Raw genomic sequence first — 15,427 nt, 5'->3', positions numbered from 1 at the left:
ATTCCTTCCTGGATAACTGAATCTCGCGCTCCCGGGTGCCCGGGGCCGCGCTCGAAGAATCCGGGAAGGCTACCAGCAGTCGCCTGGCATTCAGTTGGCCTGCAGTTTTTCTGCGGTCTTGCGCCTTGCAACGCACATCAGCGACAGCGCGCTCGCGGGGGCTTTCGGGTCGCGGCCCGAGAGCACATTGCCCATGCGGTATTTCCATTGCGCCGGCCCGACTTCGCCGGCCAGCGCCTGCGCTCCTATCTGGTGGTTGTGCGGATGCACGCGGACCTCGAAGCCCAGCGGCTCCAGCGTGGATTCGAAGAGATCCTTCGTCACGCCGTCGCCGGGCCGGTGATGCACTTCGGTTCTCAGCCCCCACAACTGCTGACTGTCCGTCTTGTGAAAACCGTGCCCTGTCGCGCGGTAGACCCACAGCCGCGCGTCCCACATCAGCCTGGCCAGGCCCTTGTAGTCCCAGGCTGTGAGTTGCGGATCGTGGTCGGTAATAAGTAAGCCATTGGGCTTAACGAGGCGGGCGCCTTCCTGCAGCACCGCTTTCATGTCGTCGCAGTGGTGCAGCGATGCATTGATTGCCACGATGTCCGCCACATGCGAGCGGAACGGCGTGTGCGCCGCATCCGCCAGCACTGCCGTGTAGCCCAGGCCAGCCGCCAGCTCCAGCGAGCCTCCGGCCACGTCGACGCCGATCAGCAATCTGGGCCTGCCGCCCAGCGTGGCGAAGAGGTTACCCGGCCCGCAGCCCAGGTCGATGACGACCTTGTCCGTCCAGTCGCCCCCGGCGGCGAGCCAGCGGCTGCGGAAATGCGCATCGCGGTGGCAGTAGTCCAGATATTCCTTGGCCCACGTCGCATTGCCGAAGTATGTAGCGTTGGCCGTCAATGCATCTGAATTGTTCGGAAGAATCGATTCCAAATAGTAATCACAGCGCGTGAGAACTACATCGGGTAATAGGATGTCGCGGAGCATTTTTAACCCTCGGAAGATTTGAAGCCGATAACTCTTTCAGTCTTTGCGATTTTCAGGTTTTGTACAGTTATTTTTTATACGGTTACAGACTAATCCAATTCATAACAGTCGCGCCCGGAAGGATGTTTCACTTTTCGACAGTGATGCCAGTGCGTTTTCCGCATGACTCCCCGGCGTAGCGCGCGATCCGAGGTGGTTGTACCCACAAAGCGGTCGACAGCGAATTTCCCCCTGTGCGCCGCCCGTTTCTCCCCAGGAGTACCCCGCTTCAGCGGGCCCTTTCGGGCACTTGGAGGGTCCGCGCGGCGGGCTTTTTCCTCCAAATCACGCATCAGTTACCTCGAACTGGACGATTCGGGTAGTACGTTTTCGAAATAACCTTATCTAATTGTAACCGAGGCCTAAAGTGCACACATTGGCCAAGGGAAACCTCCTAGGATGAAGACACGAAAAGAACGCAAGTCAGCTTCCTCCTCCTTAATTGGGTGAATGGAATTTCCATTCGCCCAATTGCTTCCATTGTATTTCTTTTGGGATATTTACATGGAAATTCAAACTGTTTCGCAAGCACTCGGTGCTCCGGACCTCGCTCTGGAAGACCTGTTCGTGCCGCGATCCAATTCGGAGGGATCGGCCGGCCGTCGCAGCGCTGCGGTGGCACTCGAACCCCGCTTCGCCCAGCGTTGGACCCAGTGGTTCGCCACCACCGGCCAGCTGCCGGACACCCTCTTCGCGGGCGCGTGGCTGCTGCTGCAGTCGCGCTGGCTCGGAGGCCTCTGGCCCGTGCTGCATGAGGCAGGCGCCGCGCCGATGCGCTGCTCGACCACCGTCGCCTTCGACGCCACCAAGGCCGCTGGCGCCTGGCTGGCCGAGCTGGACCTCGGTCGCCGTTCGGCATCGCAAGCAACGGCACAGCCCACCTCCCTCTGGCTGCGCGAAGAAGTTGCCGCCGATGCTCCGCTGCGGCTGCGCTTCGACGCTGCTTCGGCGTCCCTCTATATAGATGCAGCCGCAAGCCTGATGGATGCCGCCGCGATCGATCAGCTGCTTGCAGCCCTCGTCGACACCGCCGAAGACCTGCTGCAGCACCCCGATGCGGCCCTGAACGACATCCACACGCTGCCGCGCGCCGACCAGGCCGCTCAGCTCGTCGAATGGAACACCGCCCTCGCCCCGGTGAGCCCTGCCCTCACGGTGCCCGGCATGTTCGCGCGCCAGGCGATGGCCACCCCCGACGCCATCGCCCTCGCGCAAGGCGACGCGCAGATGAGTTACGGCGAACTCGACCGGCGCTCCGACGAACTCGCGAAGCGCCTTCAGGGCCTGGGCGTTCGCAGCGGCGACGGCGTCGGCCTGCTGCTCGACCGCTCGATGGCGGCCATCGTCGCCCAACTCGGCATCCTCAAGGCCGGCGGCGCCTATGTGCCGGTGCCTACGGATTTCCCGCCCGAGCGCGTCGCCTACATGCTCGGCGAGGCCGGCGCGCATCACGTGCTCACGACACAGGTGCACCAGTACCTCATCCCTCCCCATCACGGCGTTTTGTTGCTCGACGAATACGAAGACAACACAAATCGCACTGCCTGGAATCCTCCGGTCCTCGATGCCGAATCGGTGGCCTATGTCATGTACACCTCGGGCTCGACGGGCACGCCAAAGGGCATAGAGATCTGCCATCGCTCGATCCTGCGGCTCGTGGTGGGTGTGGACTACGTCGAGCTCGCTCCCGGCCTCGCCATGCTGCATGCGGCGCCGCTCGGCTTCGACGCGGCCACGCTCGAAATCTGGGGCCCGCTGCTCAACGGCGGCTGTTGCGTCATCCATGAAGAGCGCGTGCCGACCGGCACCGGCCTGGCGCACACCATCGCGCGCCACCACGTGCACACGGCATGGCTCACCGCCGCGCTCTTCAACGCCGTGGTCGACGACGACCCCGCCCACCTCTCGGGCCTGCGGCATCTCTTCACCGGCGGCGAAGCGCTGTCGGTGCCGCATGTGCGGCGTGCGCTGGCCGCCCTGCCTGGCCTCACGCTGAGCAACGGCTACGGCCCGACCGAGTGCACGACCTTCGCGGCCACGCATCGCATCGAGTCACCGTTGCCCGAAGACCTGCGTTCCGTCCCCCTCGGTCGCCCCATCAAGGACACCGTGCTGCGCGTGCTGAGCCCCTCGATGGCACTGCTGCCGACCGGCTTCGTGGGCGAGCTCTGCATCGGCGGCCACGGGCTGGCCCGTGGCTATCTGCGGCAGCCCGCGCTCAGCGCCGAGCGCTTTGTGCCCGATCCCTTCGGCGGCCCCGATGACCGGCTCTACCGCACCGGCGACCTCGCGCGCTGGCTGCCCGACGGCACCGTCGAATTCATCGGCCGCCGCGACGGGCAGGTGAAGATCCATGGCCACCGCATCGAGACCGGCGAGGTCGAGGCGGCCATCCTCGCGCACCCCGCCGTGCAGTCCTGCGCAGTGGTCGCGCGGCCCGACGAAAGCGGGCAGCTGCGCCTGGTGGCTTATCTGGTCGCACGCTCGGAAAAGATCTCGTGGGATGCCCTGCGCGCCCACCTCGGTGCCCGCCTGCCCGCTGCGCTGATTCCTACCGCGCAGGTGTGGCTCGCACAACTCCCCGTCACGCCCAACGGCAAGCTCGACCGCAAGGCACTGCCCGAGCCGGCCGGCGAGCGCCCCGAGCTCGCGCAGCCCTTCGAAGAAGCGCGCGACACCATCGAACAGCGGGTGTGCGACGCCTTCGCCCGCGCGCTGCGCATTTCGAAGGTCGGGCGCAACGACAACTTCTTCGACCTCGGCGGCGATTCGCTGCTGGTACTGCAGGTGCTGGCCGACCTGCAGCGCGGCACAGAACTGCCGCTGTCGACCAATCTTTTCTTCCGCAATCCCACGCCAAAAGCAATGGGCGAGCGGATGCAGCCGGCGGGCGATCAGCCCGCCACGGCCGCTGTGGCCGGTTCCAAGGATCGACCGACCACAGCGGCCACCTTTTCGGCACGGCCAGGCAGCGGCATCGATGACGCCGTTGCCCTGGTCGGCACCGCAGGCCGCTTCCCCGGCGCAGCCGACGTGGAGCAGTTCTGGGACAACCTCGTCGCGGGCCGCGACACCATCAGCTTCTTCGACGACGCCACGCTCGACGCCGGGGTCAGCCAGGCCCTGCGCAGCGACGCGGCCTATGTGCGCGCACGCGGCGTGATCGATGGCATCGAAGACTTCGACGCCGCCTTCTTCGGCATCGGCCCGAAAGAAGCGCAGCTCATGGACCCGCAGCAGCGCGTGTTCCTCGAAATCTGCTGGGAATGCCTGGAACGCGCCGGCTACGTGCCCGACGAAGCGCCGGGTCCGGTCGGCGTGTACGCCGGCATGTACAACGCCACCTACTTCCAGCGCCACGTGAGCACCCGGCCCGACCTGGTGGAGCCGGTCGGCGAGTTCCAGGTGATGCTGGCCAACGAGAAGGACTACATCACCACGCGGGTGGCGAACCGGCTCAACCTCACCGGCCCGGCCGTCAGCGTGCACACCGCCTGCTCGACCTCGCTGGTGGCCGTGGCCCAGGCCTTCCATGCGCTGCGCACCGGCCAGTGCTACATGGCGCTCGCGGGCGGCGCCTCGGTCACCTGCCCGCCGCGCAGCGGCTATCTCTACAACGAGGGCTCGATGCTCTCGCCCGACGGCCGCACGCGCAGCTTCGATGCAAAGGCCCAGGGCACCGTCTTCAGCGACGGCGCGGCCGTGGTGCTGCTCAAGCGGCTGGCCGATGCACAGGCCGACGGCGACACCATCTACGCCGTGCTGCGCAGCGCCTGCGTGAACAACGACGGCGGCTCCAAGGCCAGCTTCACGGCGCCCAGCGTCGACGGCCAGGCCGCGGTGATCCGCGCCGCGCTGGCTGCGGCCGATGTCGATGCGGGCAGCATCTCGTACGTCGAGGCGCACGGCACCGCCACGCCGATGGGCGACCCGATCGAAGTCGAGGCGCTGGCCGTGGCCTACGCCGAGCACACCGATGCGCTCGGCTACTGCACGCTCGGCTCGCTGAAGAGCAACGTGGGCCACATGGTCACGGCGGCGGGCGCGGCCGGTCTCATCAAGACGGCGCTGGCACTGCACCACGAACAGATTCCGCCGACCGCGCATTTCAGCGCGCCGAACCCGTCGATCGACTTCGCGCGCACGCCCTTCCACGTTACCGCCAGCCTGCAGCCTTGGCCCCGCGCCGACCTGCCGCGCCGCGCGGGCGTCAGCTCCTTCGGCGTTGGCGGCACCAATGCGCACGTCATCGTCGAAGAGGCGCCGCCGCGGCCGGCCTCGCCACTGGTGGTGGGCGACCAGCTGCTGTCGCTGTCGGCACGCTCCGAGGCCGCGCTCGCGCTGGCCACCGAGCAGCTCGCGGCGCATCTCGAAGCCCACGCCGAACTGCCGCTGGCCGACGTGGCCCACACCCTCGCGGTCGGCCGCAAGGCCCACGCCTTCCGCCGCGCTGTCGTGGCCGGCAACACCGCCGAGGCCATCGCCGCCCTGCGCAATGCCGATTCGCCCCGCCGCGTCAGCGGGCGCATCGCCTCGCGCGCACCGCAGCTCGTGCTGATGTTCCCCGGGCAAGGCGCGCAGTACGCCGGCATGGGCAAGAACCTCCGTGCGAACGACCCGGTGTTCGCGGCAGCGTTCGACGACTGCATGGCCGCCTTCGAAGGCGCGACCGATTTCGACCTGCGCGAGCGCATGTTCTCGGACGACCCGCAATCGCTGGCGCCCACCGCCGCCACGCAGCCCGCGATCTTCACGCTCGAATACGCCCTCGCGCGGCGGCTGCTGGCGCTCGGCGCGCGGCCGCATGCACTGATCGGCCACAGCGTCGGCGAATTCGTCGCGGCCGTGCTCGCTGGCGTGATGCGGCTCGAAGACGCCGCCAAGCTCGTCGCCCGCCGTGGCGCTCTCATGCAGGCCCAGCCGGCCGGCGCGATGCTGTCGGTACGCATGGGTGCGGCCGAGTTGCTCGACAGGCTCGGCCCGCAGATTTCGCTCGCCGCCGAGAACGGCCCCACGGCCTGCGTCGCCGCCGGCCCCTTCGACGCCATTGCGGCCCTGCAGGCGGCGCTGGAAGCAGACGGCATTCCGAGCCGCCCGCTGCAGACCTCGCACGCCTTTCACTCCGCCATGATGGACGCGGCCGTCGCGCCCTTCGAGGCGCTGGTCGGCAAGGTGACGCTGCGCGCACCGCAGACCCCGATCTACTCGACGCTGACCGGCCAGCCGCTAGAAGACGCCGAAGCCACCGGCCCTGCCTACTGGGCCCGGCATCTGCGCGGCACCGTGCGCTTCTCGCCGGCCGTGCGCTGCGCGATGGAGCAGGTGACCAACCCGCTGTTCGTCGAATCAGGCCCGCGAAACATGCTCGCCACGCTGGTGCGCCAGCACGGCGCGAGCGGCGTCGTCTCGCTGCTGCAGGGCGAGCCGGCCGACGAGGCCCGCACCCTGCACCTGGCGCTGGGCCGCCTCTGGACCTGCGGCGCCGATGTCGAGCTGTCGCGCCTCGTCTCACGCATCGGCGCGCAACGCGTGCGCCTGCCCACCACGCCGTTCGAGCGCAAGCGCTTCTGGGTCGACATCGCCGCCGCCCCGCCCATCGCCACCGTGGCCGCGCCCGCCGCCGCCCCGGCCCCTTCCTTCGTCCCTCTTGTTTCACCTACCGCTCTGGAGTCGATCGTGACAGCAGCAACGCCCTCGCCTCTTCATCCTCCCGCTTCGAACGTGGATGCGCGCCTGCGCAGCCTGTTCGAGGACATCTCCGGCCTAGACATGGCGCAGGCGGAGGGGCACGCGCCCTTCGGCGAACTGGGCCTGGACTCGCTCACGCTGACCCAGGCCGCCACGCAGATCAAGAAGCACTTCAAGGTCAACCTCAGCTTCCGCCAGCTGATGGAAAGCTACCGCAGCTTCGACGCGCTCTCGACCTTCCTGCGCGAAAGCCTGCCGCCCGAGGCAGCGCCTGCATCGGTACCTGCACCTGCCGTCGTGGCCGCGCCAGTCGAAAACGCAGTCTCCGTACCGCAGGCCGCGCCGCGCCAGCAGATGCCGGTGTACATGCCGATGCAAGGCAGCAATGCGAGCGACGCCCAGCTGTCGCAGCTGATCTCGCAGCAAATGGAATTGATGCGCCAGCAGCTCGCATTGCTGTCGGGCGCCGTTCCGTCCGCACCAATCGTCACGCTTCAGGCCATGCCGGCCCAGGCCGCCCCCGCGCCTGCCACACCTGCCGCCGCGGCCCCCGCTGAAGACCCCGCGCAACCCGTGCGCTACGACGTGAACAAGGCCTTCGGCGCCATCGCCCGCATCCATACGCAGCGCAACGCCGAGCCAAGCGGCCGGCAGAAGGCCCGGCTCGCCGCCTTCATCCGGCGCTATGTGGAACGCACGCAGAAGAGCAAGCAGTTCACCGAAGCCAACCGCGCCCACATGGCCGACCCGCGCGTGGTCAACGGCTTCCGGCCGGTCACCAAAGAGATCACCTACCAGATCGTCATCGAGCGCTCCAAGGGTTCGAAGATGTGGGACCTCGACGGCAACGAGTACGTCGATGCGCTCAACGGCTTCGGCATGAACATGTTCGGCTGGCAGCCCGACTTCGTGCAGGACGCCGTGCGCAAGCAGCTCGACGACGGCTACGAGATCGGCCCGCAGCACCCGCTGGCAGCCGAAGTCACGGCGCTGATCTGCGAGCTCACCGGCAGCGACCGCGCGGGCCTGTGCAACACCGGCTCCGAAGCAGTGATGGCCGCGCTGCGCATCGCGCGCACCGTCACCGGCCGTAGCACGGTGGTGGTGTTCACCGGCTCCTACCACGGCACCTTCGACGAAGTGCTGGTGCGCGCCGGCAAGGGCGGCAAGGGCCTGTCGGCTGCGCCGGGCGTGATGAGCGGCATGTTCGGCGACATCCGAGTGCTCGACTACGGCACGCCCGAGGCGCTGGACTTCATCCGCGAGAACGCAGACGACCTGGCCGCCGTGCTGGCCGAGCCGGTGCAAAGCCGCCGCCCCGACTTCCAGCCGCGCGAGTTCTTGCACGAGGTGCGCGACATCACCGCCAAGAGCGGCTGCTGCCTGATCTTCGACGAGGTCATCACCGGCTTTCGTACGGCGCTGGGCGGCGCGCAGGAGCTGTTCGGTGTGCGCGCCGACCTCGCCACCTACGGCAAGGTGATCGGCGGCGGCTTTCCGGTCGGCGTGATCGCGGGCAAGCGCGAATTCATGGACGCGCTCGACGGCGGCCCCTGGCAGTACGGCGACGACTCGATCCCCGGCGTGGGCGTGACCTACTTCGCGGGCACCTTCGTGCGCCATCCGCTGGCGCTGGCCGCAGCCAAGGCCTCGCTCACGCATCTGAAGGAGGCAGGGCCCGCGCTGCAGGCCGGGCTCACGGGCAACACCGCCGCCATGGCAGCCGAGCTCTCGGGCTGGTGCAAGGAAGTCGGCGCACCCATCGAGATCCGCCATTTCGCTTCGCTGTGGCGCGTGAGCTGGCTGGAAGACCACCCGCTGCAGGACCTGCTGTTCGCAATGATGCGCAGCCGCGGCGTGCACATCCTGGACAACTTCCCGTGCTTCCTCACGAGCGCGCACAGCGCCGAGGACATCGCCTTCATCCAGCGCGCCTTCAAGGACTCGGTCGCCGAGATGCAGGAGTCCGGCTTCCTGCCGCGCCGCGCTCCCGCCCCCACCCGCTTCGACGTGCGCAAGCCCGTCGAGGACGGCTGCGTCCTGGCCCGCGACATCGACGGCCAGCCCTTCTGGTACGTGCCCGAGGACGCCGCCTCCCATCAACACCTCATCAATGGAAAGGCCGCAGCATGAACGCCGTCCTCAAGCCCACCGCCAGCGGTGGTGTCATCGAATGCATCATTCCGACGACGGAATCGCAGCGCGAAGTCTGGCTCGGCGCAGCCTTGAGCACAGAAGCCTCGATGGCCTACAACGAGTCGGTCGTGCTGCGCCTGCGCGGCGCGCTGGACTGCCCGGCCCTGGCGCGTGCCATGGCCCGGCTGCTCGAGCGCCACCAGGCGCTGCGCGCCACCATCTCGCCCGACGGCACCTACATGCTGGTCAGCCCTCCCGGCGAGAACCTGCTGCTGGAGCAGGACCTGGGCAGTCTCGAGCCGGAAGCCCGCGCGCAGGCACTGCGCGACGCCCACGACGATGCGGTGTGCACGCCCTTCTCGCTGGAGCATGGCCCGCTGTTCTGGGCCGCGTTGTACCGCCTGGACGACGCCGAGCACGAACTCGTGATGTCGGCGCACCACGTGGTGTGCGACGGCTGGTCGTGGGCTGTCATCACCGAGCAGCTGGGCCACCTCTATGCCGAGGAAACCGGCATTGGCCTGAAGCTCAAGCCCGCGCCGCTCTTCGCCGACTTTGCCGCCGAGGAAGCCGCCGCCGCCGCGAGTGCCGACATGCAGCCGCACATCGACTACTGGCTGGGCCGCTTCTCCGGCAGCACGCTGCCGGTGCTCGACCTGCCGCTGGACCGCCCGCGTCCGGCTGTTCGCACCTTCAATTCGCGCCGCGCCGAGCGCCTGCTCGACAAGCGCCTGGTCAGTGCCGTGCGCACGGCGAGCACCAGGGCCGGCGTCAGCCTTTTCACGGGCCTGCTCAGCGGCTTCGTTGCCACGCTGCACCGCCTCACGAGTCATGAAGACATCGTCGTCGGCATTCCGGCGTCGGGCCAGCTCGCGCACGACATGCCCGGCCTGGTCGGCCACTGCGTGAACCTGCTGCCGCTGCGTATCGCCGCTCATTCGGGCATGCGCTTCGACGCGCTGATGGACGAATGCAGCACCGCCGTGCTCGACGCCTTCGACCACCAGGCGCTGACTTACGGCGCGCTGCTGGGCCAGCTGTCGCTGGAGCGCGACCCGAGCCGGCTGCCGCTGGTGAGCGTGGCCTTCAACGTCGACCCCGACGTGGCGAGCAGCGCACAGGCATTCACGACCCTCGACGTCGTGCAGGACACGATCGCCCGCCAGTACGAGAACTTCGAACTGTTCGTCAACCTGCGCCCGCTCGATGGCGGTCTGCAAGTGGAGGTTCAGTACAACACCGACCTGTTCGACGAGGTCAGCGTGCAGCGCTGGCTCGGCATGTTCGAGTGCGTGCTGCAGTCGGCCTCGCACAAGCCCGACGAAACGGTCGGCCGGCTCGAAGTGCTGTCCAGCACCGCCGCGCGTTCGCTGCTGGCGCTGCAGCCCGCGCGCGTTCCGCTGGTCGGCGAACCGCTGGCGCACGCCGGCTTTCTTGCACGCGTGCCGCGGCAACCCAATCACCCGGCGGTGCGCGACGGCGCGCGAAGCTGCAGCTACGGCGAGCTCGACGCGCAGTCCAACCGCCTGGCGCGTGCACTGCGCATGCGCGGCGTGGGCCGCGGCCAGCGCGTGGGGCTGTGCCTGGAGCGCAGCCTGGAGATGGTCGTCGCGATGCTCGGCATTCTCAAGGCGGGTGCGTCCTATGTGCCGCTCGACACCGCGTTTCCGCAGGCGCGGCTGGACCACTACGCGACTGACGCCAGCCTCAGCCAGATGCTGACCACGTCGGACATCGCGGCGGCGCCGCGCGGCTGGCGTGCCGACGCGGCCCTGCGGGTCTTCGAGATCGATCGCGACACCGCCTGGCTCAAGCTGTCCGGCGATGCGCTGCCGCCGAGCACCGACGACCCGGGGCCCGAAGACGCCGCCTATGTGATCTACACCTCCGGCTCGACCGGTTTGCCCAAGGGCGTCATCGCCCATCACCGGGGCGTGGCGCACCTGCTGCAGTGGATGCAGCGCGAATCGGGCATCGGCCCGGCTGACCGCATCGCCGCCGTCACGACGCTGTCGTTCGACATGGCCGTGCCCGACCTGCTGCTGCCGCTGGCGGCGGGCGCCGAACTCGTGATGGTGAAGCGCGAAGTCGCCATGGACGGCAATCGCCTCTCAAAAGCGCTCGACGAAGAACAGATCACGCTCCTGCAAGCCACCCCCGGCATGTGGCAGCTGCTGCTCGATGCGCAGTGGGCTGGTGGCGCGCCCGGCTTTCGCGGATGGACCGGCGGAGAAGCGCTGCGCCCGAGCATGGCGCTGGCGCTGTGCGAGCGCATGGAAGGCCTGTGGAACGGCTACGGCCCGACCGAAACAACGGTGTACTCCACGGCCTGGCACGTTCGCCCCGAAGAGATCGCGTCGCGCGGCGTGTCGATCGGCAAGCCCGTCGACAACACTGAAATCTGGATCCTCGACGCCAACCTGCAGCCCTGCCCCATCGGTGTGCCGGGCGAAATCTGCATCGCGGGCGAAGGCGTGTCGCTGGGCTACCTCGACCGCCCCGAACTGACCGCCGAGCGCTTCGTCACGGTGCGCATCTTCGGCACCGCGAAGAAGGTGTACCGCTCGGGCGACCGCGGCCGCTGGCGCAACGACGGGCTGCTCGACCACCTCGGCCGGCTCGACTTTCAGGTGAAGGTGCGCGGCTATCGCATCGAGCCCGGCGAGATCGAGGTGCGCTGCTGCGAGGTGGCCGGCGTCTCGCGCAGCGTGGTCGTGGCCCGCGAAGACAACCCCGGCGACGTGCGCCTGGTGGCCTACCTTGCGCTCGCCCAGGGCGCCGGCTTCGACCTCGATGCGCTGATGGTGCATCTGCGCAAGCACCTGCCAGCTTTCATGCTGCCGCAGCACGTGGTGACGCTCGACGCACTGCCGACCCTGCCGAACGGAAAGATCGACCGCGTCTCGCTGCCGCCGCCGCAAGCGGTTGCGCGCAACGAGGTACGGCGCGGCGCCGCCCCGCGCAACGAGCACGAACGCAAGGTGCTCGCCGTCATGGAAAAGGTGCTGAGCCTGCCGGGCCTCGACATGCACGACAACTTCTTCACCATGGGCGGCCACTCGCTGCTGGCTGCGCGGCTCACCACGCTGCTGAGCCGCGAGTTCCAGGTCACGCTGCCGCTGCGCACCCTGTTCGAGGCGCCTACAGCCGAGAAGCTGGCCGCGGCCATCCAGGGCCTGCAGGGCGCAGGCGTCGGCCTGGAGGCGCCGATTGCCTGCCGCAGCGAGCGCCGCAGCGCACCGCTCACGCTTGCGCAGGAACGCATCCGCTTCATGGAGCAGCTGCACCCGGGCCGCTCGGTCTACAACGCGCCCTCGGCGCAGCGCCTGACCGGGCAGCTCGATGCGGCGCGCTTCGAAGGCGCGCTGCGCGAAATGATCCGCCGCCAGCCCTCGCTGCGCACTTCCATCGGCATCGATGCGCAGAGCGGCAAGCCGATGCAAATGATCGCGGAGTCTGTGGAATTCGCCCTGCCGCTGGTCGACCTGCGCGGCCTGCCCGCTGACCAGCGCGAGGCCGAGCTGGCCGAACGCATGCAAGAGCTGTCGGACCGGCCGATCGACATCCATCGCGCGCCGATGATGAACACGACGCTGTTCCAGCTCGACGACAACGAGCACGTCTTCCTGTTCGTGCCGCATCACCTGATCTGGGACGGCTGGTCTTTCGACCTGATGCAGCGCGAGCTGGGCGCGCTCTACGACGCCGCCGAACGCGGCCGTCCGCACAACCTGCCCGCGCTCGCCACCACCCACGGCGACTATGCCGAGTGGCTGGAAAAGTGGCTGACGGAGCCTGCCTGCGAGGAGCAGCTCGCGTTCTGGCGCGGCCGGCTCGAAGGCGCAAAGGCCGTGCGCCCGCCAAAGACAGACATGCCACGCCGCGCGGGCAAGAGCGGCCAGGGCGGCGCGCACTGGATCCACGTCGACCTGCAGAGCACGCAGCATCTGCGCGAGATCGCGCGCGACATGGACGTGACGCTCAGCATGCTGACCTTCGGCATCTACGCGCTGACCATGGCGCAGGTAACGGGCAACGACACCATCGTCATCGCCAACCCGGTGCGCGGACGCCAGCAGGCCGAGACGGAAGACGTCATGGGCTTCTTCAACAACGTGCTGCCGGTCTCGCTCGCGGTCGACCAGTCGCTGCCGCTGCCCGCCTTCATGCGCTACGTGAAGCAGGAGCTGCTGTCGATGATGAACAACCAGCAGGTGCCGTTCGAACGCCTGATGGCAGAGCCGGGCTATGCGGGGCAGATCAAGACCTCCGGCCCTTACCAGGCGATGTTCTCGTTCCAGGATGCACGCGAACGCGCCCGCAGCGTCGGCAGCCTGCAGACCCGCCAGATGCATGTGATGCAGCACGGCGCCACCGACGACATCGGCGTGTGGCTGATGGACAAGCCGCACGGCCTTGAAGGCGCGCTGATCTACAACGCCGACGTGTACCTGCGCGAGACCGGCGCCCAGCTGCGCGAGCGCTATCTCGAAGTGCTGCGCCGCGTTGCCGACGATCCCGCCGCCACGCTTACGCAGATCGCCAGCACCGAAGGCTCGACCAGTGCGGCCTACCTGCGCAAGCTGGCAGCCGCGGATGCGGACAAGAGCGCACCGGCTGATGCCATCAATGGCAACGGGCACAAGGCGCCACAGAGCCTGCTCAACCCCGAGCAGGCGCAGCTCGCCCAGATCTGGGCCGGCGTGATCGGCATCGACGTCAGCGACATCCGCGCCAGCGACAACTTCTTCGACCTCGGCGGCGACTCGCTGCTGGTGCTGCGCGCGGTGCAGCAGGCCGCGCAGATGCTGGGGCACCGCGTGGAGCCGCGCCGCTACCTGTTCGAGAACCTCGGGCAGATCGCCTCTTCGGCCCACGCCGCGCCGCAGGGCGTGCCGTCGGACCTCGCGGAACTGGCTGCCGGCACGGCCGCGCAAGCACAGCGCGGTGGGCTGTTCGGCGCCCTCGGCCACTGGCTGCGCAAGGGGTGAAGAGCATGAACAGCTCCGCCTACGCACTTTCCATCGACGCGCCGGTCTGCCGGTACGTCGATCTGGACAGCTTCACCGACCTGCTGCCCGCCCAGGTGCTCTCCGAAGAAGAATGCGCGCGCGCCGAGAACCTGCGCTCTCCCGTCGACCGCCAGCGCTTCGTGGCTGCGCACATCGCGCTGCGGCAGGCGCTCAGCGAGTACACGGGCCTGCACAACGCCGCGCTGCAACTGTCCACCGGCTCCTTCGGCAGGCCCTCGCTGTCGGGTCACACGCGCACCCAGTTCTCGCTGAGCCACAGCCAGGGCCTGGCCTTGATCGCCATCGGCGGGCGCGGCCCGCTGGGCGCCGACGTCGAACTGCTGCGCCCGGTGCCGGATGCAGCGGCGCTCGCGGCGGAATACTTCACCCACCGCGAACAGGAAGCGCTGGCCGCCCTGCCCGCGCACGAACGTGACCGTGCCTTCCTGACCTGCTGGAGCCGCAAGGAAGCTTGCCTGAAGGCCATCGGCGTGGGCCTGCTGGTGTCGTCGCAGACCTTCGAGGTGGGCCTGACGCCGGAGCGCCGCAGCGTCGAGCTCTCGGTGGCCGGCCGCATCCTGTGGCTGGTGGTGGGGCCGGCGCCCGAGCGGCTCGACTGCGTAGGCTCGCTCGCCGAATGGCGCCAGACCGAAGCCCGCGCCCAGTCATTCGGGTCGGATGACGGCGGCACACACATGAGCCGGTCGACCGCTCCCAAGACGAGCACTGCAGCGCGCTACGCAGGGGCCACGCAATGACCCGCTTCACGCCGCTCATGTTCGGGCCGGCCTCGCGCCAGGTCTTCGGCGTGTTCCATGCGGCCGACGAAGACCGGGCGGAGAACACCGCGGTGCTCCTGTGCCCGCCCTTCGGGCAGGAGGGCCTGCGCACCCATCGCTTCTTCAAGGTGCTGGCCGAACGCCTCTCGCGCGCCGGCATCGCCACGCTGCGCTTCGATTTCTACGGATCGGGCGACTCGCCCGGCGACGAGAGCGAGGGCGAACTCGACGGCTGGCGCCGCGACCTGTGCTCGGCGCACGAAGAACTGCGCCGGCGCGCGCCGGGCGCCTCCATCGTGTGGATCGGCGCACGGCTCGGCGCCACGCTGGCCGTGCTGGCCGCGCGTGGCGGACGCTGCGACCCCGTGCGGCTGGTGCTGTGGGAGCCGGTGATCGACGGACGCCGCTATGCGCGGCTGCTGCGCGAACAACACGTGGCCGCCATCGACACGACCTTCTGCATTCCCGACCTGGCCTGGCGCCGTGGCCTCGTGCAGGAGCCCGACGCGCTGCCCGAGGAGGCCCTGGGCACCGCGCTCTCCCCCGCGCTGCGCGCACAGCTTGCGGCGCTGGTTCCCGAGTCGCTGCCGCTCACCGCCCTGCACGACACGCTGGTGCTGGCCGAGCCCGACGACGAGCGCACCGCGCAGTGGGCCGCCGACCAGCAGTCGCGCCACATGCCGGTTCGCCTCGCGTACTTCAAGCACCAGCTCGACTGGGCCTCCGACCCGTATCCCAACAGCGCGATGGTCCCGGCCGATGCGCTCAACCGCCTCCAGGGGGCTCTTCATGAATGAC

Annotated in this window: 5 protein-coding genes; 4 read left to right on the top strand and 1 reads right to left on the bottom strand. The window is 68.7% G+C overall.

Going from position 1 to position 15,427, the window contains the following annotated elements:
• Positions 1 to 90: 90 nt before the first annotated feature.
• Positions 91 to 888, bottom strand: a complete 798-nt coding sequence (locus BLV60_RS26915) for a class I SAM-dependent methyltransferase (RefSeq protein ID WP_256329595.1) — start codon at positions 886 to 888, stop codon at positions 91 to 93.
• Between the two features lie 630 nt (positions 889 to 1,518).
• Between BLV60_RS26915 and BLV60_RS26910 the strand changes: the two genes are divergently transcribed.
• From BLV60_RS26910 to BLV60_RS26895, 4 genes are read left to right on the top strand one after another with little or no spacing between them, the layout of a single operon-like run.
• Positions 1,519 to 8,835: a hybrid non-ribosomal peptide synthetase/type I polyketide synthase gene (locus tag BLV60_RS26910; RefSeq protein WP_093058357.1), complete on the top strand. Its 7,317-nt coding sequence runs from the start codon at positions 1,519 to 1,521 to the stop codon at positions 8,833 to 8,835.
• Complete coding sequence (locus BLV60_RS26905; protein WP_093058356.1) at positions 8,832 to 13,829, top strand: non-ribosomal peptide synthetase; 4,998 nt, start codon at positions 8,832 to 8,834, stop codon at positions 13,827 to 13,829. Before BLV60_RS26910 ends, BLV60_RS26905 begins: the two co-directional genes overlap by 4 nt.
• A gap of 5 nt (positions 13,830 to 13,834) precedes the next feature.
• A complete protein-coding gene (locus BLV60_RS26900; RefSeq protein ID WP_256329594.1) occupies positions 13,835 to 14,608 on the top strand; it encodes a 4'-phosphopantetheinyl transferase family protein in 774 nt (257 codons plus the stop codon).
• A complete protein-coding gene (locus BLV60_RS26895) occupies positions 14,605 to 15,426 on the top strand; it encodes a serine aminopeptidase domain-containing protein (protein ID WP_093058355.1) in 822 nt (273 codons plus the stop codon). The genes BLV60_RS26900 and BLV60_RS26895 overlap by 4 nt, the downstream gene beginning before the upstream one ends.
• Position 15,427: the final 1 nt, after the last annotated feature.

It is taken from the genome of Variovorax sp. YR634, from assembly GCF_900106655.1.
GTDB lineage: Bacteria > Pseudomonadota > Gammaproteobacteria > Burkholderiales > Burkholderiaceae_C > Variovorax.
Note: the sequence above shows the minus strand (reverse complement) of the source record. Positions and strands in the feature narration are given on the sequence as shown.